This is a genomic window from Mesorhizobium sp. M1078 (genome assembly GCF_040318615.1).
Lineage (GTDB): Bacteria > Pseudomonadota > Alphaproteobacteria > Rhizobiales > Rhizobiaceae > Mesorhizobium.
The window spans coordinates 1-23607 of the sequence record NZ_JAMYMP010000020.1 but is presented as its reverse complement, the minus strand read 5'-3'; the positions used below and the strand labels follow the sequence as shown (position 1 = coordinate 23607).

20 protein-coding genes are annotated in these 23607 nt (G+C 63.0%); 10 read left to right on the top strand and 10 right to left on the bottom strand.

Going from position 1 to position 23607, the window contains the following annotated elements:
- The first annotated feature begins 30 nt into the window (after positions 1-30).
- From NKH38_RS22830 to NKH38_RS22810, 5 genes are read left to right on the top strand one after another with little or no spacing between them, the layout of a single operon-like run.
- Entirely contained in the window at positions 31-219 is a 189-nt protein-coding gene (locus tag NKH38_RS22830; RefSeq protein WP_023682045.1) for a hypothetical protein, read from the top strand.
- Positions 219-1400 carry an acyltransferase family protein gene (locus tag NKH38_RS22825; protein ID WP_352763608.1) on the top strand — a complete coding sequence of 394 codons (1182 nt, stop codon included), beginning with the start codon at positions 219-221 and terminating at the stop codon, positions 1398-1400. The genes NKH38_RS22830 and NKH38_RS22825 overlap by 1 nt, the downstream gene beginning before the upstream one ends.
- The gene (locus NKH38_RS22820) at positions 1397-2509 is read left to right on the top strand and encodes a glycosyltransferase family 2 protein (RefSeq protein ID WP_023669498.1); all 1113 of its coding nucleotides are present in this window, start codon (positions 1397-1399) and stop codon (positions 2507-2509) included. The genes NKH38_RS22825 and NKH38_RS22820 overlap by 4 nt, the downstream gene beginning before the upstream one ends.
- Positions 2506-3552, top strand: a complete 1047-nt coding sequence (locus tag NKH38_RS22815) for a glycosyltransferase family 2 protein (RefSeq protein WP_352763604.1) — start codon at positions 2506-2508, stop codon at positions 3550-3552. The genes NKH38_RS22820 and NKH38_RS22815 overlap by 4 nt, the downstream gene beginning before the upstream one ends.
- Positions 3552-5348, top strand: a complete 1797-nt coding sequence (locus tag NKH38_RS22810; RefSeq protein ID WP_352763601.1) for an ABC transporter ATP-binding protein — start codon at positions 3552-3554, stop codon at positions 5346-5348. The genes NKH38_RS22815 and NKH38_RS22810 overlap by 1 nt, the downstream gene beginning before the upstream one ends.
- A gap of 123 nt (positions 5349-5471) precedes the next feature.
- On the opposite strand, the gene NKH38_RS22805 is transcribed toward NKH38_RS22810, so the two are convergent.
- Genes NKH38_RS22805 through NKH38_RS22785 form a run of 5 tightly spaced genes read right to left on the bottom strand, consistent with a single transcriptional unit; the run spans position 5472 to position 10711 of the window.
- The gene (locus NKH38_RS22805) at positions 5472-6302 is read right to left on the bottom strand and encodes a dipeptide ABC transporter ATP-binding protein (RefSeq protein ID WP_023682050.1); all 831 of its coding nucleotides are present in this window, start codon (positions 6300-6302) and stop codon (positions 5472-5474) included.
- On the bottom strand, positions 6302-7147 hold the full coding sequence (locus NKH38_RS22800; protein ID WP_081839785.1) for an ABC transporter ATP-binding protein: 846 nt from the start codon (positions 7145-7147) through the stop codon (positions 6302-6304). The genes NKH38_RS22805 and NKH38_RS22800 overlap by 1 nt, the downstream gene beginning before the upstream one ends.
- Positions 7147-8031, bottom strand: coding sequence for an ABC transporter permease subunit (locus NKH38_RS22795; RefSeq protein ID WP_050485757.1), 885 nt, complete (start codon positions 8029-8031; stop codon positions 7147-7149). Before NKH38_RS22795 ends, NKH38_RS22800 begins: the two co-directional genes overlap by 1 nt.
- 26 nt (positions 8032-8057) lie before the next feature.
- On the bottom strand, positions 8058-9065 hold the full coding sequence (locus NKH38_RS22790) for an ABC transporter permease subunit (RefSeq protein ID WP_023669492.1): 1008 nt from the start codon (positions 9063-9065) through the stop codon (positions 8058-8060).
- Between the two features lie 47 nt (positions 9066-9112).
- Complete coding sequence (locus tag NKH38_RS22785; protein WP_023669491.1) at positions 9113-10711, bottom strand: ABC transporter substrate-binding protein; 1599 nt, start codon at positions 10709-10711, stop codon at positions 9113-9115.
- 476 nt (positions 10712-11187) lie between these two features.
- On the opposite strand from NKH38_RS22785, the gene NKH38_RS22780 reads away from it, so the two are divergent.
- On the top strand, positions 11188-13179 hold the full coding sequence (locus tag NKH38_RS22780; protein ID WP_352763594.1) for a long-chain fatty acid--CoA ligase: 1992 nt from the start codon (positions 11188-11190) through the stop codon (positions 13177-13179).
- A 29-nt stretch (positions 13180-13208) separates the two neighbouring features.
- Positions 13209-13916 carry a class I SAM-dependent methyltransferase gene (locus NKH38_RS22775; protein ID WP_352763591.1) on the top strand — a complete coding sequence of 236 codons (708 nt, stop codon included), beginning with the start codon at positions 13209-13211 and terminating at the stop codon, positions 13914-13916.
- Between the two features lie 84 nt (positions 13917-14000).
- Here NKH38_RS22775 and NKH38_RS22770 read toward each other — a convergent pair whose 3' ends face one another.
- The 3 genes from NKH38_RS22770 to pgi all read right to left on the bottom strand — a co-directional run bounded on the left by NKH38_RS22770 (position 14001) and on the right by pgi (position 16663).
- The gene (locus NKH38_RS22770; protein ID WP_155923253.1) at positions 14001-14222 is read right to left on the bottom strand and encodes a hypothetical protein; all 222 of its coding nucleotides are present in this window, start codon (positions 14220-14222) and stop codon (positions 14001-14003) included.
- 69 nt (positions 14223-14291) lie between these two features.
- On the bottom strand, positions 14292-15023 hold the full coding sequence (locus NKH38_RS22765) for an HAD family hydrolase (protein WP_352763587.1): 732 nt from the start codon (positions 15021-15023) through the stop codon (positions 14292-14294).
- Positions 15020-16663 (bottom strand): glucose-6-phosphate isomerase, encoded by a 1644-nt coding sequence (pgi, locus tag NKH38_RS22760; RefSeq protein WP_502896641.1) that lies wholly within the window; start codon positions 16661-16663, stop codon positions 15020-15022. Before pgi ends, NKH38_RS22765 begins: the two co-directional genes overlap by 4 nt.
- A gap of 426 nt (positions 16664-17089) precedes the next feature.
- On the opposite strand from pgi, the gene pdxR reads away from it, so the two are divergent.
- The gene (gene pdxR / locus NKH38_RS22755; protein ID WP_023669484.1) at positions 17090-18583 is read left to right on the top strand and encodes a MocR-like pyridoxine biosynthesis transcription factor PdxR; all 1494 of its coding nucleotides are present in this window, start codon (positions 17090-17092) and stop codon (positions 18581-18583) included.
- A 205-nt stretch (positions 18584-18788) separates the two neighbouring features.
- On the top strand, positions 18789-20408 hold the full coding sequence (locus tag NKH38_RS22750; protein ID WP_352763584.1) for a trimethylamine methyltransferase family protein: 1620 nt from the start codon (positions 18789-18791) through the stop codon (positions 20406-20408).
- Between the two features lie 17 nt (positions 20409-20425).
- Here the strand turns inward: NKH38_RS22750 and NKH38_RS22745 are convergent, their stop codons facing one another.
- Both NKH38_RS22745 and NKH38_RS22740 read right to left on the bottom strand, forming a co-directional pair.
- Positions 20426-20824 (bottom strand): hypothetical protein, encoded by a 399-nt coding sequence (locus NKH38_RS22745; protein WP_352763581.1) that lies wholly within the window; start codon positions 20822-20824, stop codon positions 20426-20428.
- 140 nt (positions 20825-20964) lie between these two features.
- The gene (locus NKH38_RS22740; RefSeq protein ID WP_023821502.1) at positions 20965-22770 is read right to left on the bottom strand and encodes an IlvD/Edd family dehydratase; all 1806 of its coding nucleotides are present in this window, start codon (positions 22768-22770) and stop codon (positions 20965-20967) included.
- Positions 22771-22913: 143 nt separating this feature from the next.
- Here NKH38_RS22740 and NKH38_RS22735 point away from each other — a divergent pair, with 143 nt between their 5' ends.
- Positions 22914-23372 (top strand): SRPBCC family protein, encoded by a 459-nt coding sequence (locus NKH38_RS22735; protein WP_023696771.1) that lies wholly within the window; start codon positions 22914-22916, stop codon positions 23370-23372.
- Positions 23373-23607 lie beyond the last annotated feature (235 nt).

Below are 23607 nucleotides of genomic sequence, written 5' to 3'. Positions count from 1 at the left end.
CTTGGGGGATTTGGTACTGGGAAGTGCGCCGTGGAGGATTCCGCCAAGTTGATCAGCTTGAATTTTTCGCTGGCCAGCACCGATTTCGAGGCTGCCCCGCGCACAAGGCGCGGGTTTGATGTTGTCGGCGCACTCTCGACGCTGGCAGGCCTCGACCTGAGGCCCGGAATGCAGGGCCGCTGGCTTCATCGGAGATTTCAGACCGGCGGAAATGGCTGATGGCGGTCGCGCGTGACAATCAGTTGGACGCTCTGCGCGCCATCGCTGTCACGATGGTTCTCTATTCCCATTTCCTTGCACCCAACGGGTCCTCCTTTTGGGGCCACATCGGGGTGCGGCTTTTTTTTGTGCTGAGCGGCTTCCTGATCACACGACTGCTGCTCGAAGCGCGCGCCGCGGCCGAATTCAAAGCCGGCCCTGCATTGAGTTCCTTCTACATCAGGCGCGCGCTGCGCATATTTCCGCCCTATTTCGCCGTGCTTGGGTTCGTCTGGCTGACCGATCTGGAGCAGTCCAGTGGATCGCTCGTCTGGCATGCGCTTTACCTGTCGAATTTTTGGTACGCGCTGCGCAACGAATGGACGCCCTGGCTACTCTGCCATTTCTGGAGCCTGAGCATCGAGGAGCAGTTCTATATCGCCTGGCCGCTGGTCGTGCTTCTCGCACCCCTCCGGCGGGTGGAAGCGATCACTATCGGCGTCATCCTGTTGTCGCTGGCCTATCGCTTCTACTGGCCGATCACCGCCACCCCGGCGCTAGCGCGCGACCTGCTGCCGCCAGCATCGATGGACGCGCTGGCGTTTGGTGCTTTGCTTGCCTGCCGGCGGACCAGAGGCGCCGGCCTGCCGCAATGGATGCGGCTAGGCTGGCCAGCCCTTGCGGCTGTCTTCCTGGCGATTGAGTGGCTTATCCCTGCGCCGGCCGATCCTATGCTGGAATGGGCCCGCTGGGCGTTGCTGCAGATCCTGCCCCTAGTGCCGCTGGTGGCCGTTGTCGCCGCCTGTTCAGCCGGCCTTGGCGGCGTCCTCGGCAGGGTTTTCGAACTGCCACCGCTGCTGTCACTGGGCCGCATCAGCTACGGCGTCTATCTTTACCATCCGATCCTTCTGTCGCTCGCCGTCAAGTCACAGCCCTGGATCCCGCTCAACGTCTCGGAGCAGGGGCCAGGGCGTTTCCTGGTCGCGAGCGCCGCCACGATCGCCGTCGCTTCGATCTCGTGGACGGCTTTCGAAAAGCCGCTCAACGGCCTCAAGCGCCGCTTTCCCTATGTAGCGCGCCGCCGCTCCCAGGCACGCTCTGGCGATGCCGGCTGGCTCGGCAGGGCGGCGGACGCCTATTCCGGCGGATCCCCCGATGGCCGCGCCGCACTCGAACTCCGGCGAACGGATGCGCAGAGATGACCACCGCGCCGCTCGTCTCCGTCCTGCTGCCGGTCTACAATGCCGGGCCTTATCTCACCGCTGCGCTGGAGAGCATTCTGCGGCAAGACTACGATCGCCTGGAGGTCATCGCTATCGATGACGGATCGACTGACAACTCGCTCGAGATTCTCGAACGATACCGCCGGGCAGACAATCGCGTTTCTGTCATCTCGCGTGAGAACCGCGGCCTCGTCGCCACCCTCAATGAAGGGCTACGACTGGCCCAGGGCGAGCTTGTTGCGCGAATGGATGCGGACGATGTCGCCTATCCCCGGCGCCTCTCGCGCCAGGTCGCACTGTTCGAGCGGCGGCCCGATCTCGGCTTCTGCGGCGCCTGCGTCGATACCTTGCTTCACGGCCGTATCGCCAAAGGCAGGCTAGACCCGGTGTTCCGGCTCGGCCGGCTCGACATATTGTCGATGTTCTTTACGATATTCTTACATCCGACGGTGATCTACAATAGGAATGTCATTGGGAACAACGATCTCTATTACGATCCCAAATATAGACATGCCGAGGATTTTGATCTCTTCAGACGGCTTGCCGGCCGTTTCCCGGCGACCATATTGCCCGATAGCCTGCTCGTCTATCGCATCCATGCGGGAAGCGTGACCATGCGGCATGCCAAGGAAATGCGCAGGACGCATTTGCGGATCGTGGCCGAAAATCTCGAGCGTGAGGGGCTTGCGGAAACCACAGCGGATCTGCGCGACATCGGCGAGGCCGTCTCTTTCGACACGGTTTCGCGCGCAGCCGATTTCATCCGTGCGCTCGAAGAGCGGATTTCCGAGCTGCCGACCGACACACGGCCAAGCTTCGAGGCAGGCGCGCTGAACCTGTTCTATTTCCTCTACCAACTCGTCGGCGACGAAGGAGAACCGCCGCTGACCCACGAATTGCTCACGCGGACGGCGAGATGGAATTTCATCCGGCGCCGCGAACAATATGCGCTGCGTCCCGGCGTCTGGGCGCCTTGGCTCAGCCTGCTCTCGATAAGGGCCGGAAAGCGGGCGGACGCGGTGGCCTACTTCTTCAAAACCACGCCGGCCGAAGCGGTGCTTGCGCGTTATCAGCGGGGACTGGTATGACCGACAGGCCCCACCCGCTCCTGCGCGATCACCAGTTTGCGAGTGCGCCTGTCCCGACATCTCCCCGATCGGAGCGGCCGTCGCTCGAGGTCAGTTTCATCGTCTGCACGCGCGACCGCGCCGCTGTGCTGGAGGCTTGCATAGCCTCGATCCAGGCCGCATGCCGGGTGCACGCCACCTTCGCGGCAGAGTTGGTGGTGGTCGATAATGGTTCACGGGACGGCACGTCAAAGCGGCTGGCCGCTATCGCCGAAACTTCCGACATCCCAGTCACAGCCGTCTCGGAGACTCGCCCCGGACTAGCCGCTGCCCGCAATGCCGGATTGGCGCGAGCGCGAGGCCGCGTGCTGGTCTTCGTCGACGACGACTGCAAGCTCGACCGCGACTATCTCCGCGACCTGGAGCGGCACTACCGGAGTGGCGAGAAGTGGCTGATCCGCGGCGGCCGGGTCGAGCTCGGTGATGCCCGGGACCTGCCCTTCACCATAAAGCTCTGCGAGGCGCGCGAGCGGCTGACCCCGGCGGTCCACCCGGGCGGCTTCGTGCTCGGCTGCAACATGACCATGCACCGCGACGTCGCGGCCCGCATCGGGTCGTTCGACGAACGCTTCGGCGCTGGCGGCCCGCTACGCTCGGCTGAAGATACTGATTATCTCGTGCGGGCGATGCTGCTCGGCATGCCGGTCGAGTACGTGCCCGACATGACGGTGTTGCATCATCACGGCCGGCGAGACCGCAAATCGATCGACAGGCTGCACCGCGACTATAGCCTCGGTAATGGTGCGCTGTGCCTGAAACATGTCCGCCACGCCCCTTGGCTGCTTCGCCATGTCTATTGGTCCGCGCGGGCCGCGTTCAGGGAACTGGCGGGCCGTCCTCGCTTTGACCGCGACCTCGATCTGTCGCACTGGCCTATTGTCGTTATGAATCTGGCAGGTGCCGCCAGATTTGCGCTGCTCGTCATGATGGGATGGCCAAAACGGCTGCCGCTGCGCCACGACCGAGAAGCCAGCGAAGCCAATGCGGAGGCCAGAGCGCGATAATGTCACTGATTCCGTCAGCCCTGCCAATGCTGCGCCGCGCGCTTGGTGGCAGGCTGTTGCGGCTCGTTCCCGTCGTGGTGGGGCTCGGGCTTGCGGGCGCCGCGCTGGAAGGCCTCGGCATCGGTCTCATCATTCCGCTGCTCGGCATCATTATGGGACGTGGCGAAACATCAGGCATGGCCGGTTTCTCCGCCCTCCTCCAGCAGGTTGGAGCGGACCTCGGCGAGCGCCAGCGGCTGATCGCCATTTCGGCCGCGATCCTCGGTTCGATCGTACTGAAAAATGTCTTTGCCTTCGCCAACACTCTGCTGACCAGCTACATCTACGGCAAGGCAGGTTATTCGATCCGTAGCGCACTGTCGGAGCAGTTGCTCAGGGTCGGCTACCCCTTTTTCCTGCAGCAAAGCCCCGGGCGGCTGCTCAACATCATCTCCAACGAATCCTGGCGAGCATCCGACGCTATCCAGGCCCTGCTCGGCGCGATCGTCAGTGCCTCGGCCGCCGTCATCCTGCTCGCCTTCCTCCTGCTCCTCTCTTGGCAGATGACGCTGCTGGTGACTCTAGGGCTGGCGCTTGTCCAGCTGGCGCACGGGGTTTTGTCGTCCAATCTGAAGGCGCCGAGCCGCAGCGTCGTCTCGCGCAACAGCGCACTGGCGTCGCAGATGCTGCATCTGGTGCATGCCGGGCGCCTGATTCGCATCTTCGGGCAGGAGAACCGCGAAAAGGCGGTCTTCGCCAAAGCGTCCGACGGGGTGCGGCGGGCGGCTTTCGTGCTTTCAATCCGCCAGGGCGTCTTGCCGCCACTGACCGAGGTATTGCACGCGATGCTGTTCCTGGCGGTGGTGATCGGAGCCTGGCTGGCGAATGTAAGCTTCCCGCTGACCGTCGCCTTCCTCATCCTGCTCTACCGACTGCAGCCGCATATGCGCGCCTTGCAGATGTCCTGGAGTCAGTTGCAAGGCATGAGCGGCTCGCTGGAAGAGGTACAATGGCTGCTCGATCCTTCCGACAAGCCCGAGGCGCCGCAGGGCAGCCTGCCGTTCGACGGCTTGCGCCAAGGGATCAGCTTCGATGATGTGAGCTTCGCCTATTCCGGTCCCCTGTCAGGCCCCGACGCGCGCGAGGCGGTGCTGCATAAGGCGGTGTTCGACATCCGCAGCGGCCGCTCGACGGCGCTGATCGGCCGCTCGGGCGCCGGCAAGACGACGATCGTCAATCTCCTGTGCCGCTTCCTCAAACCCGACAGCGGCAGGATCCTCGTCGATGGGGCACCGCTCGATGAAGTCGACCCAAGCCAGTGGCGGCGGAACATTGCCCTGGCCAGTCAGGAGTTGGAACTGGTCGATGGCACCATTTTTGAAAACATTATCTACGGCTACGACACGGCGTCGGCCAGCGACGCCATGCGCGCCGCAAGGCTGGCCGAGGCACATCAATTCATCGAGCACCTGCCGCAGGGTTACGCGACGCTGGTCGGATACCGGGGCATCAACCTGTCAGCCGGACAAAGGCAAAGGATCGCCCTGGCGCGGGCGCTGGTGCGCGATCCCGATATTCTCATCCTCGACGAAGCCACCAGTGCGGTGGATGGGTTGTCAGAAGCCGCTATTGTCGAGACGCTGAAGTCGCGGGCCGGCCGCCGCACCACCATTGTCATCAGTCATCATTACAGCACCATATCGTTCTGCGACGACGTGGTGATCTTGAGCCGCGGTCGGGTGAAAAAACAGGCCCCCTTCGCAACCCTGGCAATGCTCAGCATGGACGAGCTTTACCAGCACGGAGCGGGTGAGTGATGGGGCGCACCCCAACCTGCGACGCGGCTTGCGCCCGGCAGCTCGCAGATCGCGATCAATCCTGCCGGCAAACCACCGCCGCGACGCATTTCCGATTGTTCAAAAACAATTCTCGGTGAGAGGTCAGGCGGCCTTCTTCTTCGCCAGCCGCGCCTTGATCGAGGCGACGTCGGCGCGCGGCGTCGCGGCGAACAGCGTCCTGGTGTAGTTGTGCTTGGGGTCGGCGAAGACCTCCTCGCGCGAGCCGTATTCGACGGCTTCGCCGAAATACATCACCATCACATCGTCGGCGATGTAGCGCACGACCGACAGATCGTGGCTGATGAAGACATAGGTCAGCTGGAATTCGTCCTGCAGGTCGGCGAGCAGGTTGAGCACCTGCGCCTGCACCGAAAGATCGAGCGCGGAGACCGGTTCGTCAAGCACCAGCAGGCTCGGGTTCAGCATCAGCGCGCGGGCAATGGCGATGCGCTGGCGCTGGCCGCCCGAGAACATGTGAGGATAGCGATTGTAGTGCTCGGTTCCGAGGCCGACTTTCTTCAGCATCCTCATGGCGAGGTCGCGCCGCTCTTCGGCCGGCTTGTCGGTGTTGATGAGCAGCGGCTCGCCCAGCACGTCGCCGATCTTCTGGCGCGGATTGAGCGATCCGTAAGGGTTCTGGAAGACGATCTGCACCTTGCGGCGCATCTCCCTGGTCAGGCCGTTCCTTGCGATGTCGACCTTGTTGCCGTCGATGAACAGCTCGCCCGACGTTGCCGGATCGATCAGCGTGATGATGCGCGCCAGCGTGGACTTGCCGCAGCCCGATTCACCGACGATGGCCAGCGTCTTGCCCTTGTCGACGCTGAACGAAACGCCCTTGACCGCATGCACGGTGCGCGCGCCGCGAAACAGGCCGCCGCCGACGTGATAGTCGCGCACGATGTCCTTGCCTTCGACGACCTTGATGCTCATCAGAAGCCCCCGGCAGCTGGTTCGAACAGCATGTCCGAGACGGTCGGCAGCCGGTCGCCGACGGCATTATCCGGCAGCGCCGACAAAAGTGCGCGGGTGTAATTGCTCTTCGGCGATTCAAACAGCGACAGCACGTCGGCCTCTTCCATCTTGCGGCCCTTGTACTGGACGATGACGCGGTCGGCCGTCTCGGCGACCACGCCCATATTGTGGGTGATCATGATCAGGCCCATGCCGTATTTGACCTGGAGCGACACGAGGAGGTCGAGGATCTGCTTCTGGATGGTGACGTCGAGCGCGGTGGTCGGCTCGTCGGCGATCAGAAGCTTCGGATTGCAGGCGATGGCGATGGCGATCATCACTCGCTGGCACTGGCCGCCCGACATCTGGTGCGGAAACGAGTTCAGCCGTTCGGCCGGCTCGGCAATGCCGACCTGCGTCAGCAATTCGATGGCGCGCTCGCGACGCTGGGCCTTGTCCATGCCCATATGGAAGCGCAGCACCTCCTCGATCTGAAAGCCGACGGTGAAGCACGGATTGAGACTGGCCATCGGCTCCTGGAAGATCATCGACATGTCCTTGCCGACGATCTTGCGCCGGTCGGCCGGGCTCATCTTCAGGAGATCGCGGCCGTTGAAGCTCATCTCGTCGGCAGTGACCGTCGCCGTCCACGGCAACAGCCCCATCACAGCCAACATCGACACCGACTTGCCGGAGCCGGATTCGCCGACGATGGCCAGCACTTCACGTTCGTTCACATGGAGCGAGACGCCATCGACCGCGCGGAACGGGCCGGATGCGGTCTGGAACTCGACGACGAGATTGCGGATGTCGAGCAGCGCCATTACGACCTCCTCAGCTTCGGATCGAGCGCATCGCGCAGACCGTCGCCGATCAGGTTGATGGCAAGCACGGTGATGAGGATGGCCAGACCGGGGAAGGTCACCACCCACCAGGCGCGCAGGATGAATTCACGCGCCGAGGCGAGCATGGTTCCCCATTCCGGTGTCGGCGGCTGGGCGCCAAGGCCGAGAAAGCCGAGAGCGGCCGCCTCCAGGATGGCGTTGGAGAAGGACAGCGTGCCCTGCACGATCAGCGGCGCCAGGCAGTTGGGCAGGATGGTGCGCAGCATAAGCCTTATATGGCCGGCGCCGGCGACCTTGGCGGCGACCACATATTCGCGGCTCTTTTCGGCCATGACGGCAGCGCGCACCAGACGGGCAAAGTGGGGTTGCAGGACAAGCGCGATGGCCAGCATGGCGTTGAACAGGCCGGGGCCGAGGATGGTGACCAGAACCAGCGCCAAGAGCAGCGACGGGAAGGACAGGATCAGATCCATGACCCGCATGATCGCCACGTCGACCCAGCCCCGGAAATAGCCAGCCAAAAGGCCGAGCGTGATGCCGCCGACAAGCGCCAGCGTGACCACGACGGCGCCGATGAGCAGCGAGAAACGCGCGCCATAGAGCAGGCGCGAGAGCATGTCGCGGCCGACCGCGTCGGTGCCAAGCAGATATTCCATGCTGCCGCCTGCCTGCCAGGCCGGCGGACGCAAGAAAGCGGTCTTGTCCTGGATGTCGGGCGCATAGGGCGCGAGCAGCGGTGCAAAGAGCGCGGCCAGCACCAAAAGGATGAAGACGAACAGGCCGATGACGGCGCCGCGGTTTACCGAGAAATAGTGCCAGAAAGTCCTGAAGCCGGTCAGTCGGTCAGGGTTGCCGGCGGCCATCGGGGCGATTTCGGTCGACTGGCTCATCACGCCGCCCTGATGCGCGGGTTGATGACGGCATAAAGCACGTCGACGATCAGGTTCACCGCCATGACGATAAGGGCGATCAGCAGCAAGCCTGACTGCACGACGACATAGTCGCGCTTGGATATGGATTCGACCATCCACTTGCCGATGCCCGGCCAGGCGAAGATGGTTTCTGTGAGAATGGCGCCGGCGAGCAGGGTACTGACCTGCAGGCCGATGGTGGTGACCACCGGGATCAGCGCATTGCGCAGCGCATGCACGCCGATGACGCGGGACGACGACAGGCCCTTGGCGCGGGCGGTCCGCACATAGTCTTCGCCCAGCACTTCGAGCATGGCCGAGCGCGTCTGGCGCGCGATCACCGCCAGCGGGATGGTGCCGAGCACAATTGTCGGCAGCACCAGGTGGCTCAATGCCGAGCGGAAAGCATCCCATTTGCCGTAGAGCAGGCTGTCGAGGGTCAGGAAGCCGGTGATCGGCTTGATAAAGAACTGAAGGCCGATGCGTCCTGAAACCGGGGTCCAGCCGAGATAGCCGGAGAAAAAGATGATCAGCAGCAGACCCCACCAGAAAATCGGCATGGAATAGCCGACAAGGGCGGTGCCCATCAGCCCCTGGTCGAACCAGGAGCCGCGTTTGACCGCAGCAATGATGCCGGCCGGGATGGCCAGCACCATGGCGAAGATCATGGCGAAGACTGAGAGCTCGATGGTTGCCGGGAAGAGCGTCATGAAATCTTCGATGACCGGCCGCTTGGACGAAATCGACACGCCGAAATTGCCGGTCGCGGCATCGCGGACATAATGCGCGTATTGCTGCCAGATCGGCAAATTGTAGCCGAACTGTTCCTTCAGTTCCGCGTAACGCTCGGGCGACACGCCATGCTCGCCGGCCATGGCAAGAATGGGATCGCCGGGCAGCAGCCTGACAAAAGCGAAGGCGCAGATGGTGATGCCGATCAGCGTCGGCAGCACCAAGACGATTTTGTTTAGGAGATATCGGAGCATCTTGAAAAGCGGGCGGCGCCTGATTGCGCGCCGCCCGCCTAACAGTTCTATTCGGCCTTGTCGACGCCGTCGAAGCGATGAATGCCGAGCGGGTCCATCATGAAGCCGCTGACATTCTTGCGCACGACTGCGTAGACCTGGCTGTGTGCCATGAGGAAGGCCGGAGCCTGCTTCTGGAAGACAACCTGCGCCTCTTCATAGAGCTTGGTGCGTTCGGCCTGGTCGCTGGTCTTCTTGGCCTTCTGGATCAGATCCTCGAAGTCCTTGTCGCACCAACTGGAGTAGTTCGACACGCCGATGGCCGAGCAGGCGAACAGCGTAGCGAAGAAATTGTCCGGATCGCCATTGTCACCGGTCCAGCCGATCTGGAAGGCGCCCGGACGCTCCTTCTTCTTGCCTTCTTCGCGGTACTTCGTCCACTCGTAGCTGACGATCTCCGCCTTGACGCCGACCTTGGCCCAGTCAGCCTGGATCAGTTCGGCGGCGCGCTGGAAGTTCGGGTTGTAGGGACGGACGCGGTCGGAGGCCCAAAGCTGGATCTCCTTCAATCCGGCATCGGCCAGCACCTTCTTGGCGGCTTCCGGATCATAGGCGTCGGACTTCACGTCCTTGTTCCACGACCACATGGTCGGCGGGATCAAGTTTACGGCCGGCGTGGCGCCGGCGTCCTGGAACAGCGACTTGATGAGCGATTCCCGATCGATCGCCTGGTTGAGCGCATGGCGCACTTCAGGCTTGTCGAGCGGCGGGATGGTGGTGTTGTAGCTCATATAGCCGATGTTGAGGCCAGCCTGATCCATCAGGGTCACGTCGGCGTTGGCCTTGATCGTGCCGATGTCGGCAGGATTCGGATAGGGCGCGATATCGCATTCGCCGGCGAGCACCTTCTGGATGCGGGCGGTGGCGTCAGGCGTGATCGCGAAGACGAGATCGTCGATCTTTTCCTTGCCCTTGAAGTAGTCCGGGTTGGCCGCATAGCGGATGACCGAATCCAGCTGGTAGTCGACGAACTGGAACGGACCTGTACCGACCGGCTTGGTCGAGAAGTCGGCCATCTTGCCGTCTTTTTCCAGCTGGTCGGCATATTCCTTCGACACGATCGAGGCGAAGTCCATGCCGAGATTGGCCAGCATCGGCGCGTTCGGCTCGGTCAGCGTCAGCTTCACGGTCAGGTCATCGACCTTTTCCCACTTGGCGACGTATTTCGGCATGTCCATGCCGGTGTAGTAGTCCCAGGTCAGGTTTGGCAGGTACTTCTCGCCGTTCCAGGGGTTTTCCTTGTTGAACTGGCGATCGAACGAAAAGACGACGTCGTCGGCATTGAAATCACGCGTCGGCTTGAAGAAATCCGTCGTCTGGAACTTCACGCCCGGATGCAGGTGGAAAGTATAGACCAGGCCGTCGTCCGAAATCTCCCATTTGTCGGCGAGACCGGGCACAACTTCGGTGCCGCCATGCTTGAACTCGACCAGGCGCGAATAGACGGTGCGCGACGAGGCGTCGAAGTCGTTGCCGCCCGTCGTGGTACCCGGGTCGAAGTTGGCCGGTGAGGCCTCCGAGCAATAGACCAGCGTCTTGGCATTGGCCACACCGCCGAGGACGCTTGCAGCCAGCAACGCGGCTGCAAAAGTCAGTTTCTTTTTCATTGAGCACTCCCTGATGTTCTTCCAAGCCCCTCTATAGGCTCGCGAAGCGCGCATATAAGCACCGTTTTTCCGGCTTTGGAACACCCTGTTTGCCTACCCCACCGTAAGCAGAAAATATTTCTCGGTCTTTGACGAACTGCAGAAACAAATAGCAAAATCTGCTAATCACGGGATTGTTAACGACCGCATTTTTTCATTGATCGCAGCAATCGTAAGCCAAAAATCCACAAGCCTGGGTTTCGCCACCGAGATGACCGGACGGCATTGCCTGAGCTGGCATCGCGGGAAGGATTTCGACGGCAAATCTTTGCCGTCCTGCCGCTGGGGCAAGACTTGCACGGCCGCCGATAGTCGCAATAGATAGATGACACGCTGGATTTTCCGGGAATCCGCGACATCGCTGCAGCGGAGGACGCCTCACCACATCGAGGCGGCGCAGCAGGAGCAGGCAACAGAACGACCGAGGGAGGCTAGAGGTGGCGAAAGCAACAAAGACAACGGCCCCGGCGAAAGCAAAAGCGGCGAAAGCTTCAAAACCGGCCGCCGCTGCCGCCAAGTCGAAAGCGCCACCGGCCAAAGCCACTCCCGCCGTCAAGCCAACGGCAACCTCGACGCCGGCGAAGGCAAGCGCCAACCCGGCAGCGAAACCTGCGGTCAAGCGCGCGGCGAAGACAACACCCGCTGCAAAGCCCGCCCAGCCGCCAGCCGCGAAGACAGCCGCGGCGAAGCCCGCCTCGAAGCCGTCGCCGGGCGCGGCCAAAAAACTGCCGAATACGCTGACGGCGCTTGCCGCGGGCTTGCCGGAAAAGCCATGGCTAAAAAGCTATTCGAAAGTCGTGCCGGCGGAGATCGGCGCCCTGCCCTACAGTTCGATCGGCGACTTCCTCGTCGGCGCCTGCAAGCAGTTTTCCGGCCAGCCGGCATACGTCTGCATGGGCAAGTCGATCTCCTATGCCGAACTCGAGCGGCAATCGGCCGCCTTCGGCGCTTATCTGCAATCGAAGGGCCTGCAGAAAGGCGCACGCGTGGCGCTGATGATGCCGAATGTGCTGCAATATCCGGTGGCGATGATGGCCGTGCTTCGCGCCGGCTATGTCGTGGTGAACATCAATCCGCTCTACACGCCGCGCGAGCTCGAACATCAGCTCAAGGATTCCGGCGCGCAGGCGATCGTCATTCTGGAGAATTTCGCCAGCACCCTGGACGCGGTGATTGCCAGGACGGCGGTCAAGCATGTGGTGGTCGCGGCGATGGGCGACATGCTCGGCGCCCTCAAGGGCACGATCGTCAACCTCGTCGTGCGCCGGGTGAAGAAGATGGTGCCGGCCTGGTCGCTGCCCGGCCATGTCAAATTCAATGCGGCGGTGAAAGCCGGCGCCGGCATCGCCTTCAAACCGGCCAAGATGGAGGCCGGCGACGTCGCCTTCCTGCAATATACCGGCGGAACCACGGGGATTTCCAAAGGTGCTGTGCTGCTGCACTCCAATGTGCTGTCCAATGTCGCGCAGAACACGCTGTGGCTGCAGGACGCCTATGCGATCAAGCCGAAACCGGCGCATCTCAACTTCATCTGCGCACTGCCGCTCTACCATATCTTCGCGCTGACGGTGAACGCGCTGATGGGCATGCAGCAGGGCGCCCAGAACGTGCTCGTTCCCAACCCGCGCGACATTCCCGGCTTCGTCAAGGAGCTGCAGAAATACCCGATGCACATTTTCCCCGGCCTCAACACGCTGTTCAACGCGCTGCTCAACAACGAGGATTTCCGCAAGATCGACTTCAAGCCGCTGATCATGACGCTGGGTGGTGGCATGGCGGTGCAGAAGGGGGTTGCCGAGCGCTGGAAGGCGCTGACCGGCAATTCGATCACCGAGGGCTACGGGCTGTCGGAGACCTCGCCGGTAGCCACCGCCAACAAGTTCAGCGACAGCAATTTCACCGGCACGATCGGCCTGCCGCTGCCGTCGACCGAGATCGTCATCCGCGACGATGACGGCAACAACCTGCCGCTCGGCGAGGTCGGCGAGATCTGCATCCGCGGGCCGCAAGTCATGGCCGGTTACTGGAACCGGCCGGACGAGACCGCCAGGGTGATGACCAAGGACGGTTTTTTCAAATCCGGCGACATGGGCTTCATGGACGAGCGCGGCTACACCAAGATCGTCGACCGCAAGAAGGACATGATCCTGGTCTCCGGCTTCAACGTCTATCCGAACGAACTCGAGGAAGTCGTCGCCCAGCATCCGGGCGTGCTCGAAGTGGCGGCGATCGGCGTGCCGGACGAGCATTCGGGCGAGGTGCCGAAGCTGTTCGTGGTCAAGAAGGACCCGGCGCTGACCGTCGAGGCACTGACCGCCTATTGCCGCGAGAACCTGACCGGCTACAAACGGCCGAAATACATCGAGTTCCGAACCGAACTGCCGAAGACGCCAGTGGGCAAGATTTTGCGCCGGGCGCTGCGGGAATAAATTTGAACGGCGAGCCTGGCGACGGCGGGATGGCGGACGATAGTCGGCGTCCCGATGCAGTAGTGTTCATCAGGGCGAACCTGCGGCTTGCGCCCGTTCCCGCGCTCCCTGAAATCCAGCTCTATACGGCTCATCCCGGCAGCGGCCTGAGGCGGCTTGTCGAGTGGCGAGCTCATGGACCGGAAGACGGCAGCCAAACCGAGGAGCACGAAGCTGAGCCGCAGCCGCCCTACTGGGCCTATGCCTGGGCCGGCGGCGCCGTGCTGGCGCGCTATATACTCGACCATCCGCAAATCGTGGCCGGCCGCCGCATGCTCGACCTCGGCGCCGGCTCGGGCCTCGTCGGCATCGCCGCCGCCAAGGCCGGCGCCAGCGCGGTGATCGCCGCCGAGATCGATCGCAACGGCGTCGCCGCGATCGGCCTCAACGCGTTGGCCAACGGCGTCGAGATCACCATTGTCGACCAGGATATCACCACGGGCCCGCCGCCAGCGGTCGATCTCGTGCTTGCCGGCGACGTGTTCTACGGCCGCGAGGTTGCTCTGCGGGTGATCCCGTTCCTCGACCGCTGCCTGGCAGCCGGCATCGAGGTGCTGGTCGGCGATCCCCGCCGCGCCGATCTGCCGCTGTCGCGGCTACGATTGCTCGCCGAATATCAGGTGCCGGATTTCGGCGACGCAAAGGGTGATGTGACCAAGCCGAGCGGTGTGTTTTGGTTCGAGCCGGAAGATTGCTAGCGCGACGCGGCAAAGCCCAGTCGCTCTGAATGGCCGGATTCTACTCATTGTGGACAAACATCAAGGGGCAGAAAATAGATTGGATTAGCCGTTGATAGGAGAAGTCGAATGGCGTGGATTAAAGTTGTTCAACGTATCGGCTTCATAGTTTGCCCAAAGTGCGAAAATCGCGGCTTCGAGCTTCAGCCTGGCGAAGACATCGATAACGCAAGCGCCAAGATCAGGTGCGGCAAATGCGGGTACGTTTGCTCTGCTGATGAGTAGCCCACTGTGTCCGAAAACAAACCAGAAGCTCCATAGTTTCATGGCTGCTTCCCCCAACTCGGCCATTGGCGGGGAAATCCCGAGCCGAATTGAGTTTGCCCCAGGCCCCCGTCAGACCGTCTCCTTGACCCGCGCCGACAGAAAGTCCGGCAAGTCGGCAACCGAATCCAGAACGACATCGGCGATCGACGCCAGCGATTCCCGCGTGCCGGTGCCGGAGAGCACGCCGACCGCCAGGCCGCAGCCGCCGGCACGCGCCATCTCCAGGTCGTGGCGGTTGTCGCCGACCATGGCGATCTCTGACGGCCTCAGCCCGGTCAGGTCGCAAAAGGCGACGATCGTGTCCGGCGCCGGTTTCGGATTGGCGACCGCGTCATAGCCATAGGCGGCGGTGAACAGCTGGGCGACGCCGAGCGTGACCATGGTCTTTTCGGCACCGGCGGTCGAATCGTTGGTGGCGACGCCGAGCCGGTAGGCACGCTTGTGCAGAGCCGTCAGCGCCGCGACGACGCCGGGCAAGGCCACCGCCATCGATGAGCCTTGCACCGAGGTGATCTCGTTGAAGCGGGCGACGGCCAGCATCTGGTCCTCGTCGGACAGGCGCGGGAACCATAGTTCGACGACATCCATGTTGGTGCCCGAGGCGAAGATGGAATCCGGCTTGAAACGCTTGGCGACAAAATCGAAGCCCGCCGCCGAAAGCAGCCTGTCGGCTTTCCAGCGATCGCCCTCGGCAGCATCCATGGCCATGAAATCGGCGATCCCGAGCCAGGTCGCGTTGAAATCGACAAGCGTGCCGTCCTTGTCGAACAATATGCCCTTGATGTCGGCCGGATTTTTCATTGCGCCCCCCGCAGTTGCTGGATGCGCGCCACCAGCCCGGCCGTCGATGCGTCGCGCTTGGCGGCGCTCTCCTTGCCTTCCACGACTGGCAACAGGCCGGTCGCCAGCTCCTTGCCGAGCTCGACGCCCCATTGGTCGAAGGAATTGATGTTGAACAGAGTGCCTTCGACGAAGACGCGGTGCTCGTAAAGCGCGATCAGCCGGCCGAAGGTGCGCGGGTCGAGCTTGCGGTAGAGGATCGTCACCGATGGGCGGTTGCCGGAGAAGACGCGGTGCGGGGCTATTCTGTCGACATCGGCCGGCTTCATGCCCTTGGCCAGCATCTGCGCGCGCGCCTCGTCCAGCGTGCGGCCCTTCATCAACGCTTCCGATTGGGCCAGGCAATTGGCAAGCAGTAGATCGTGCTGGTGCTTGAGATCAGGCTCATGGCCGACGGCAGCGGCAAGGAACTCGACCGGGATGAAATCGGTGCCCTGGTGCAGCAGCTGGAAGAAGGCGTGCTGGCCATTGGTGCCGGGCTCGCCCCAGACCAGCGGTCCGGTCGGCGTCGTCACCGGCGTGCCGTCGAGGGTGACGCCCTTGCCGTTCGATTCCATGTCGAGCTGCTGTAGATAGGCCGGCAACCTGGACAGTCGCTGGTCATAGGGGATGACGGCACGCGCCGGATAACCGCAGATCACGCGATGCCACCAGCCGACCAGCCCAAGCAGCGCAGGCAGGTTCTTCTGCAGGGGTGCGGTGCGGAAGTGCTCGTCCATCTCATGCGCGCCATCGAGGAAGGCGCGGAAGTTGCGCGGGCCGATGGCGATCATCACCGGCAGGCCGATGGCGCCCCACAGCGAATAGCGGCCGCCGACCCAGTCCCAGAAGCCGAACACGCGATCGGCCTCAATCCCAAATTTCGCCACCAGGTCGAGCGCGGTCGAAACGGCGGCGAAATGCTTGCCGACTGCTTCCTTGCCGAGCGCCTTCTGCACCCATTTGCGTGCGGTCTCGGCGTTGGTCATCGTCTCGACCGTGGTGAAGGTCTTGGAGGCGATGATGAACAGGGTGGTTTCGGCCGACAGGCCCTTCAGCGTGTCGTGGATATGGGCGCCGTCGATGTTGGAGACGTAGTGCGCGCGCGGGCCGTCGTGATAGGGCGCCAGCGCCAGCGTCGCCATGGCCGGGCCGAGATCGGAGCCGCCAATGCCGATGTTGACAATGTCGGTGATTTTCTTGCCGGTGGCGCCGGCGGCCTTGCCGGAGCGAATGGCGTCGGCGAAAGCGCCCATCGCGTCGAGCACCGACAGCACATCCGCCTTGACGTCCTGGCCGTCGACCGTGACGCCCTTGCCCGAGAGGTTGCGTAGCGCCGTGTGCAGCACGGCGCGATCCTCGGTGATGTTGATCTTCTTGCCGGAAAACATTGCGGCCCGGCGACCTTCGAGATCGGCGGCGGCGGCGAGCTTCTCGAGCAGTTCCATCGTGCGCTGGTCGACCGCGCATTTCGACCAGTCGAGCAAAAGGTCGCCGTCGCTGGCCGAAAATGTCTCGAAGCGCTTGGGGTCCGCGGCAAACGCCTCGCGCATCGTGCCCGATGCCGCCGCGCGCGCAGCACGCAAGGCGACAAGCTGTTTGTCGAAGGAGGAATGATCCACTGCCGGCTCCTGATCGTTTTTCACGACATCTTATCAGACCGGATGTTTCCGGCGCGTGTCGTCGCGCTGATCTTATTGAGCCGAATTCCGCATGTTTCAATGCGTGGGGATGACGCAGTGCAGCATAGTGCGACGTGATGGAGCTACGACGCTGCGCGTCGCGCTGGATGATGTGATGGGAGTAGCGACGACGCTGCGCATCGCGCTGGGGATAATGAGGCGCGACGACGCTTCGCGTCGCGCGGGCGTCGCGCTGCGGGATGACGCAAGCGTCACCCGGGGATGCGACGACGCTGCGCGTCGCGCATAGATCACTGGCATAAATCCCAGCGATCAGAAAAATTGATTGGCGCAACCCCTTGTGCCACGGTTACCTTCCGCTGGTCCAGCCAAGCAAAAAAGACTGGCCATCGAGGAACACCTTCCATGCCACAGCGTAACGACACGGCCATATGGTCCGGCCTGTTCCGGATTTCGGCGGAATCGGGCCAGACCCTGCAGGCGCAGATCCGTCAGGCGATCGTCGCCGCCATTCTCGACCGGCAGATCGCCGCTTCGATGCCGCTTCCGTCCTGCCGCATCCTGGCCGAGAAACTCGGCGTCGCGCGCGGCACTGTGGTGCTGGCGTTCCAGCAATTGGTCGATCAAGGTTTCCTGGTCGCGCGCGAACGGCGCGGCCATTTCGTCAATCCGGATGTGCTGGCCACCCCCGCCAAGCCGCACCAGAAGGCGCCGGACCAGCAAAACGAGATCGACTGGAAGGCACGCCGGCAGATCGCCGCCAGCGACATGCCGCCGCCGGCCAAGCACGACAACTGGATCAAATCGTCCTACCCCTTCGTCTACGGCCAGTTCGACCCGGCGCTGTTCCCGACCGCCGAATGGCGTGAGTGCAACCGCATGGCGCTGGCCGTGCTCGAAATCCGCAACTGGGCCTCCGACATGGTCGATCGCGACGATCCGCTCTTGATCGAGCAGATCCAGGCGCGGCTGTTGCCGCGGCGCGGCATCTTCGCCAATCCGGACGAGATCATCGTCACGCTCGGCGCCCAGAACGCGCTCTATATGCTGGCGACACTGCTGATGACAAAGGGCTCCAAGGTCGCGATGGAAGACCCGGGATACCCCGACGCGCGCTCGATCTTCCGCCTGGCGGGCGCCGAAATCCAGCCGGTTCCGGTCGATCAGTCCGGCATCGTCACCTCATCCATCCCCAACGATTCCGGCTTTGTCTTCGTCACCCCCAGCCACCATTGCCCGACCATGGTGCCGCTGTCGGCAGAGCGGCGGCAGGACCTTCTGGCGCGCGCCAACCGCCACAACCAGATCATCATCGAGGACGGCTATGACAGCCAGCTTCTCGACGAGGCGCCGCAGCAGGCGCTGAAGAGCCTCGATCGCTCGGGTCGCGTCGTCTATGTCGGCTCGATGTCGAAGACGCTGGCTCCGGGCCTACGGCTTGGCTACATCGTCGCTTCGGCTGGACTAATCTCCGAGCTCAGGGCGCTGCGCCGCTTCATGCTCAGGCACCCGCCGGCCAACAACCAGCGCGCGGTTGCGCTGTTCCTGTCGCTCGGCCATCACGAAGCCCTAGTGCGGCGGCTGTCGTCGGCCTTCGACGAGCGGCGCAAGCGTCTGGTCCATGCGATTTCCGCATTCCTGCCGGAATGGCGCTCGACCGATTCCGCCGGCGGCACATCGCTCTGGCTGGAAGGCCCGCGCGGCACCGATTCACGTGGACTGGCCGAGGCCGCGGCGTCGCGCAGCGTCATAATCGAGCCCGGCGATCGTTTCTTCGATCGCACCGAAAAGCCCTCGCGTTTCATGCGCTTGGGCATTTCCTCGATCGCGCTGCAGCACATCGAGCCGGGTATTCGCGAGCTCGCGACCGCAGCCGGACGCAGGCCCGCTGCAGCCTGATTTGCCTGTGCCGGGGCTTTGAACAGCCCCGGCGCTTGGCATCATCACCAACATTCTGCATTAGCCCCCTGGCATACTCGGCTGCGTTGACTGGCCCATAGGCTGGGCCAATGGCAGCGGCATAGTCGGCTGACAGAGGGACGAAGCAAGCCGACGGTGACCAATCATCGCGTCGTGTTTCGCAAGTTAAAGGTGGAGTGCCCCCATGTCAGTGGCTGTTGAGCAGCAGGATGCGGCTCTTAAGGATGCGGCTCCTAAAGATACATCAGCCGACCAGCGTACGCGACGATCCGGCGGGCGCGAAGCGCGCCGCGCCATGCGGGCCGCACCGCTTGCCGACGATATCCGGCCGGTGCGCGCCGGCCTCGAAGGCGGCAGCTACGGGCCGCTCAACCAGAACGACCAGGAGCGCATCCATGAAGCGGTGCTGACGCTGCTGGAGACCGTCGGCTTCGCCAATGCCATTCCCTCCTGCATCGAGGCGCTGACCGGGGTCGGCGCCGTCTATGGCGATGACGGCCGCGTCCGTTTCCCACGTGGGCTTGTGATGGACACGATCAGACGAGCCGCGCGGAATTTTACGCTGCACGGCCAGGACCCGAGGCATGACATGCTGATCCAGGGCAAGCGCGTGCATTACGGCACGGCGGGTGCGGCGGTGCATCTGGTCGATGCCGAAAAGCGCGAATACCGCGAGTCGCTGGTGCAGGACATTTATGATGCCGCTCGCCTCGTCGAAGGGCTCGACAACATCCATTTCTTCCAGCGGCCGATGGTGCCGCGCGACATTCCCGATCCGCTCGAAATGGACTTCAACACGCTCTACGCCTGCGTGATGGGCACGTCTAAGCATGTCGGCACCTCGTTCACGGTGCGCGAGAACGTGCAGCCGGCGCTGGAAATGCTTTATGCGATCGCCGGCGGCGAAGAGAACTTTCGCGCGCGGCCGTTCGTATCCAATTCCAACTGCTTCGTCGTGCCGCCGATGAAATTCGCTGAGGACGCCTGCGGCGTGCTCGAAGCCTGCGTCGAAGGCGGCATTCCGATCCTGCTTCTATCGGCCGGCCAGGCCGGCGCCACCGCTCCGGCGGCAATTGCCGGCGCTGTGGTGCAAGCGGTGGCCGAAGTGCTGGTCGGCCTCATCTACGTCAACGCCATCAAGCCCGGGCATCCAGCGATCTTCGGCACCTGGCCGTTCGTCTCCGACCTCAGGACCGGCGCCATGTCGGGCGGCTCGGCCGAGCAGGCAGTGTTGACTTCGGCCTGTGCGCAGATGGCGCAGTTCTACGATCTGCCGGGCGGTTCGGCCGCCGGCATGACGGATTCGAAACTGCCCGACATCCAGTCCGGCTATGAAAAGGGCATCACCGATGTGATGGCCGGTCTTGCCGGCCTCAACTTGGTCTATGAATCGGCGGGTATGCATGCCTCGCTGCTCGGCTTTTGCCTGGAGAGCCTGATCATCGACAATGACATGCTGGGCCACTGCCTGCGCTGCGTGCGCGGCATCGAAGTGACCGACGAAGCGCTGTCGATCGACACCATCACCGAAGTCTGCATGAATGGCCCAGGCCACTATCTCGGCAATGAGCAGACGCTGCGCCTGATGCAGACGGAGTATTTCTATCCTGCCGTCGGCGACCGCTTTTCGCCCAAGGAATGGAACGAGAAGGGCCGGCCCGACATCTTGCAGCGGGCGATCATCGAAAAGAAGCGCGTGCTGGCCGAGCGCTTCCCTCGCCATGTGCCGAAGCTGCTCGACGACAAATTGCGTGCCCGCTTCGGCGAGATGATCAAGCTGCCACGCAGCGGCATGGGCGGGTAAGCTTCACCTTACGAAGGTCAGTCCGCGCTTAGCCCAAAGCGCTCGACGACTTCGGCGCTGATCAGCTTGCCATGCAGCGCCATCAACACGATCTGGGCATCCAGGCTGTCGCCGGTTTCAAGCGCAGCCTCGATGCGGCGCTCAGCCTCCAGCCGCCGCTCCGGCCCATTGGCCTGCTCGAAGGTTTGTGGGCCCGCGATGCAAAAGCCGAACAGCAGCGCCACGGACCGGTAGGCGTCGGGCGGCGGCTCGTCCGGCCAATGATCCTTCATCAAATTGACGATGGTGAGCTTTACCCCCTCGGGAACAAGCGCCGGATGAAGATCGGCGCCGCGCAGCGCGTTGTCCAGTTCCCGCAAATCACCCGAGCGGCCGAACATGCCGAGGAAACCGAGGGAAGAGCGCCGCTTCGTCATTGATGGGTGTTATCCCTTGTGCAGGACCTATCGACACGACGTATCTGTAGACTTGGCCCAATCGATACAAGAGCGTTGCCATAAGAAAAGGCGGCCTGCCCGATGGCAAGCCGCCTTCGATTTCACCAAACTTGCAACGCTCAGTGGTTGTCCCTCGGCACGCCGCTGGTGTGCGCGACGTCCTGGTATTTCACCGCCGGCTTCAGCACCATGCCCTCCGAGAACTGGTCGACCATGGAGCGCTGGATTTCCTGCCATGGCGTCTGGTGCTTGGGATAGTGGTAGCCGCCATCGTCCTGCAGTTCGGCACGGCGGCGCGTGATTTCCTCGTCGGTGACGAGGATGTTGGCAGTGCCTTTGCGTAAGTCGATGCGCACACGGTCGCCGGTCTTGAGCAGCGCCAGGCCGCCGCCAATGGCGGCTTCCGGGGAAGCGTTGAGGATAGAGGGCGAGCCCGATGTGCCCGACTGGCGGCCATCGCCGATGCAGGCCAGCGCGTGAATGCCCTTCTTGATGAGATAAGCGGGCGGCTGCATGTTGACCACCTCGGCGCCACCGGGATAGCCGATCGGGCCGGCGCCGCGCATGAACAGGATGGTGTGCTCGTCGATGCCTTGCGCCGGATCGTCGATGCGGGCGTGGTAGTCCTCGGGACCATCGAAGACCATGGCATTGCCCTCGAAGGCTTCCGGGTCGTTCGGGTTGGAGAGATAGCGTTCGCGGAATTCCGGCGAGATGCCGCTCATCTTCATGATGGCGGAATCGAACAGATTGCCGCTGAGATTGATGAAGCCGGCATTGGCCTTCAGCGGCTCGGCAACAGTGCGGATGACATCGGTATTCTCGTTGGCGACCCCCTTGCAATTGTCGCCGATCGATTTCCCGTTGACGGTCATGGCTTCGGGATAGGGCAGCAGCTTGGCCTTCATCAGTTCGGCAACCACAGCCGGCACACCGCCGGCATGATGATAGTCCTCGCCGAGATATTCGCCAGATGGCTGCAGATTGACGATGAGCGGCACATGGAGGCCGACCGTCTGCCAGTCGTCATTGGTGAGCGGCACGCCGAGATGGCGGGCAATCGCGTTGAGGTGGATCGGCGCATTGGTCGAGCCGCCAATCGCCGAATTGACGACAATGGCGTTCTCGAACGCCTTGCGCGTCATGATGTCGGACGGCTTCAGATCCTCATGCACCATCTCGACGATGCGCTTGCCCGTCTCATAGGAGATCTGGCCGCGCTCGCGGTAGGGTGCCGGAATGGCAGCCGAGCCCGGCAATTGCATCCCGAGCGCCTCTGCCAGCGAGTTCATCGTGGTGGCGGTGCCCATGGTGTTGCAATAGCCGGTCGACGGCGCCGATGAGGCGACGATGTCCATGAACTCGTCATAGTCGATCTCGCCGGCGGAGAGCCGCTGGCGCGATTCCCAGACGATGGTGCCGGATCCCGTGCGCTTGCCTTTGTGCCAGCCATTGAGCATCGGTCCGACCGAAAGTGCTATGGCCGGAATATTGACGGTGGCCGCCGCCATCAGCAGCGCCGGCGTGGTTTTGTCGCAGCCGATGGTCAGCACGACGCCGTCGAGCGGATAGCCGTAAAGCACTTCGACCAGGCCGAGATAGGCAAGGTTGCGGTCGAGTGCCGCGGTCGGGCGCTTGCCGGTCTCCTGGATCGGATGGCACGGGAATTCGAAGGGGATGCCGCCCATCGAGACGATGCCTTCGCGCACGCGCTTGGCCAGTTCGATATGATGGCGGTTGCACGGCGACAGATCCGAGCCGGTCTGGGCGATGCCGATCAGCGGCTTGCCCGACATCAACTCGGCCCGCGTCAGGCCGTAGTTCAGGTAGCGCTCGAGGTAGAGCGCGGTCATGCCTGGATTGTCGGGATTGTCGAACCACTCCTGCGAGCGAAATTTCTTCTTTCCGGTGGGGGCGCCTGCCATCGTGGTCTCCGTATTTGTAAGACAAATCGATATGGCAACGCGCGGAAGCAGGCAAGAGGGCGCACCGTCGCAACCGGACTTTGGTGCGATAGACACAGACCAGACCGTGCGTTAGGCCTTCGAAGTCTGTCCGGGAGGTGTCGATGGCTTTGGTGATCGAAGGCGAGGAACGCATTGCCGCCCCCCTGCAGAAAGTGTGGGACGCGCTGAACGATCCGAAGGTTTTGCAGGCGACCATTCCCGGCTGCCAGCACCTGGAGATGAAATCGCCGACCGAAATGGCGGCGACGGTGGTGTTGAAGATCGGACCGATCAAGGCGACATTCAACGGCGAGGTGACGTTGAAGAACCTGAAGCCGCCGCACTCCTACACCATCCAGGGCGAGGGCAAGGGCGGTATTGCCGGCTTCGCGAAGGGTGGCGCCGACGTGACGCTGACGGCGGACGGGCCGGATGCGACGGTCCTCAAATACGCGGCCAAGGCCGAAGTCGGCGGCAAGATCGCCCAACTCGGCAGCCGGCTCATCGAATCGACTTCGAAGAAGCTGGCCGGGCAGTTCTTTTCAAGCTTTGGCGAGAAGGTGGGTTCCCCTCCCCCTTGAGGGGAGGGTGCCTCGCGAAGCGAGGCGGGTGGGGTCGCCTCAACCGCCTCAACCTGAGTTGAGCTGCCTCGACTTGTAAAGAAATAGCGTCGAGCGTGTCACCGCGGACCCCACCCGGCCCTTCGGGCCACCCTCCCGTCAAGGGCATAGGCGCTAAGATAGCTTTGGCATGGACTGAAACTTGCGCTTTCGTGGTGGTTCGCGCCAGCGATATCGCAAGGCATGGAGATTTTGG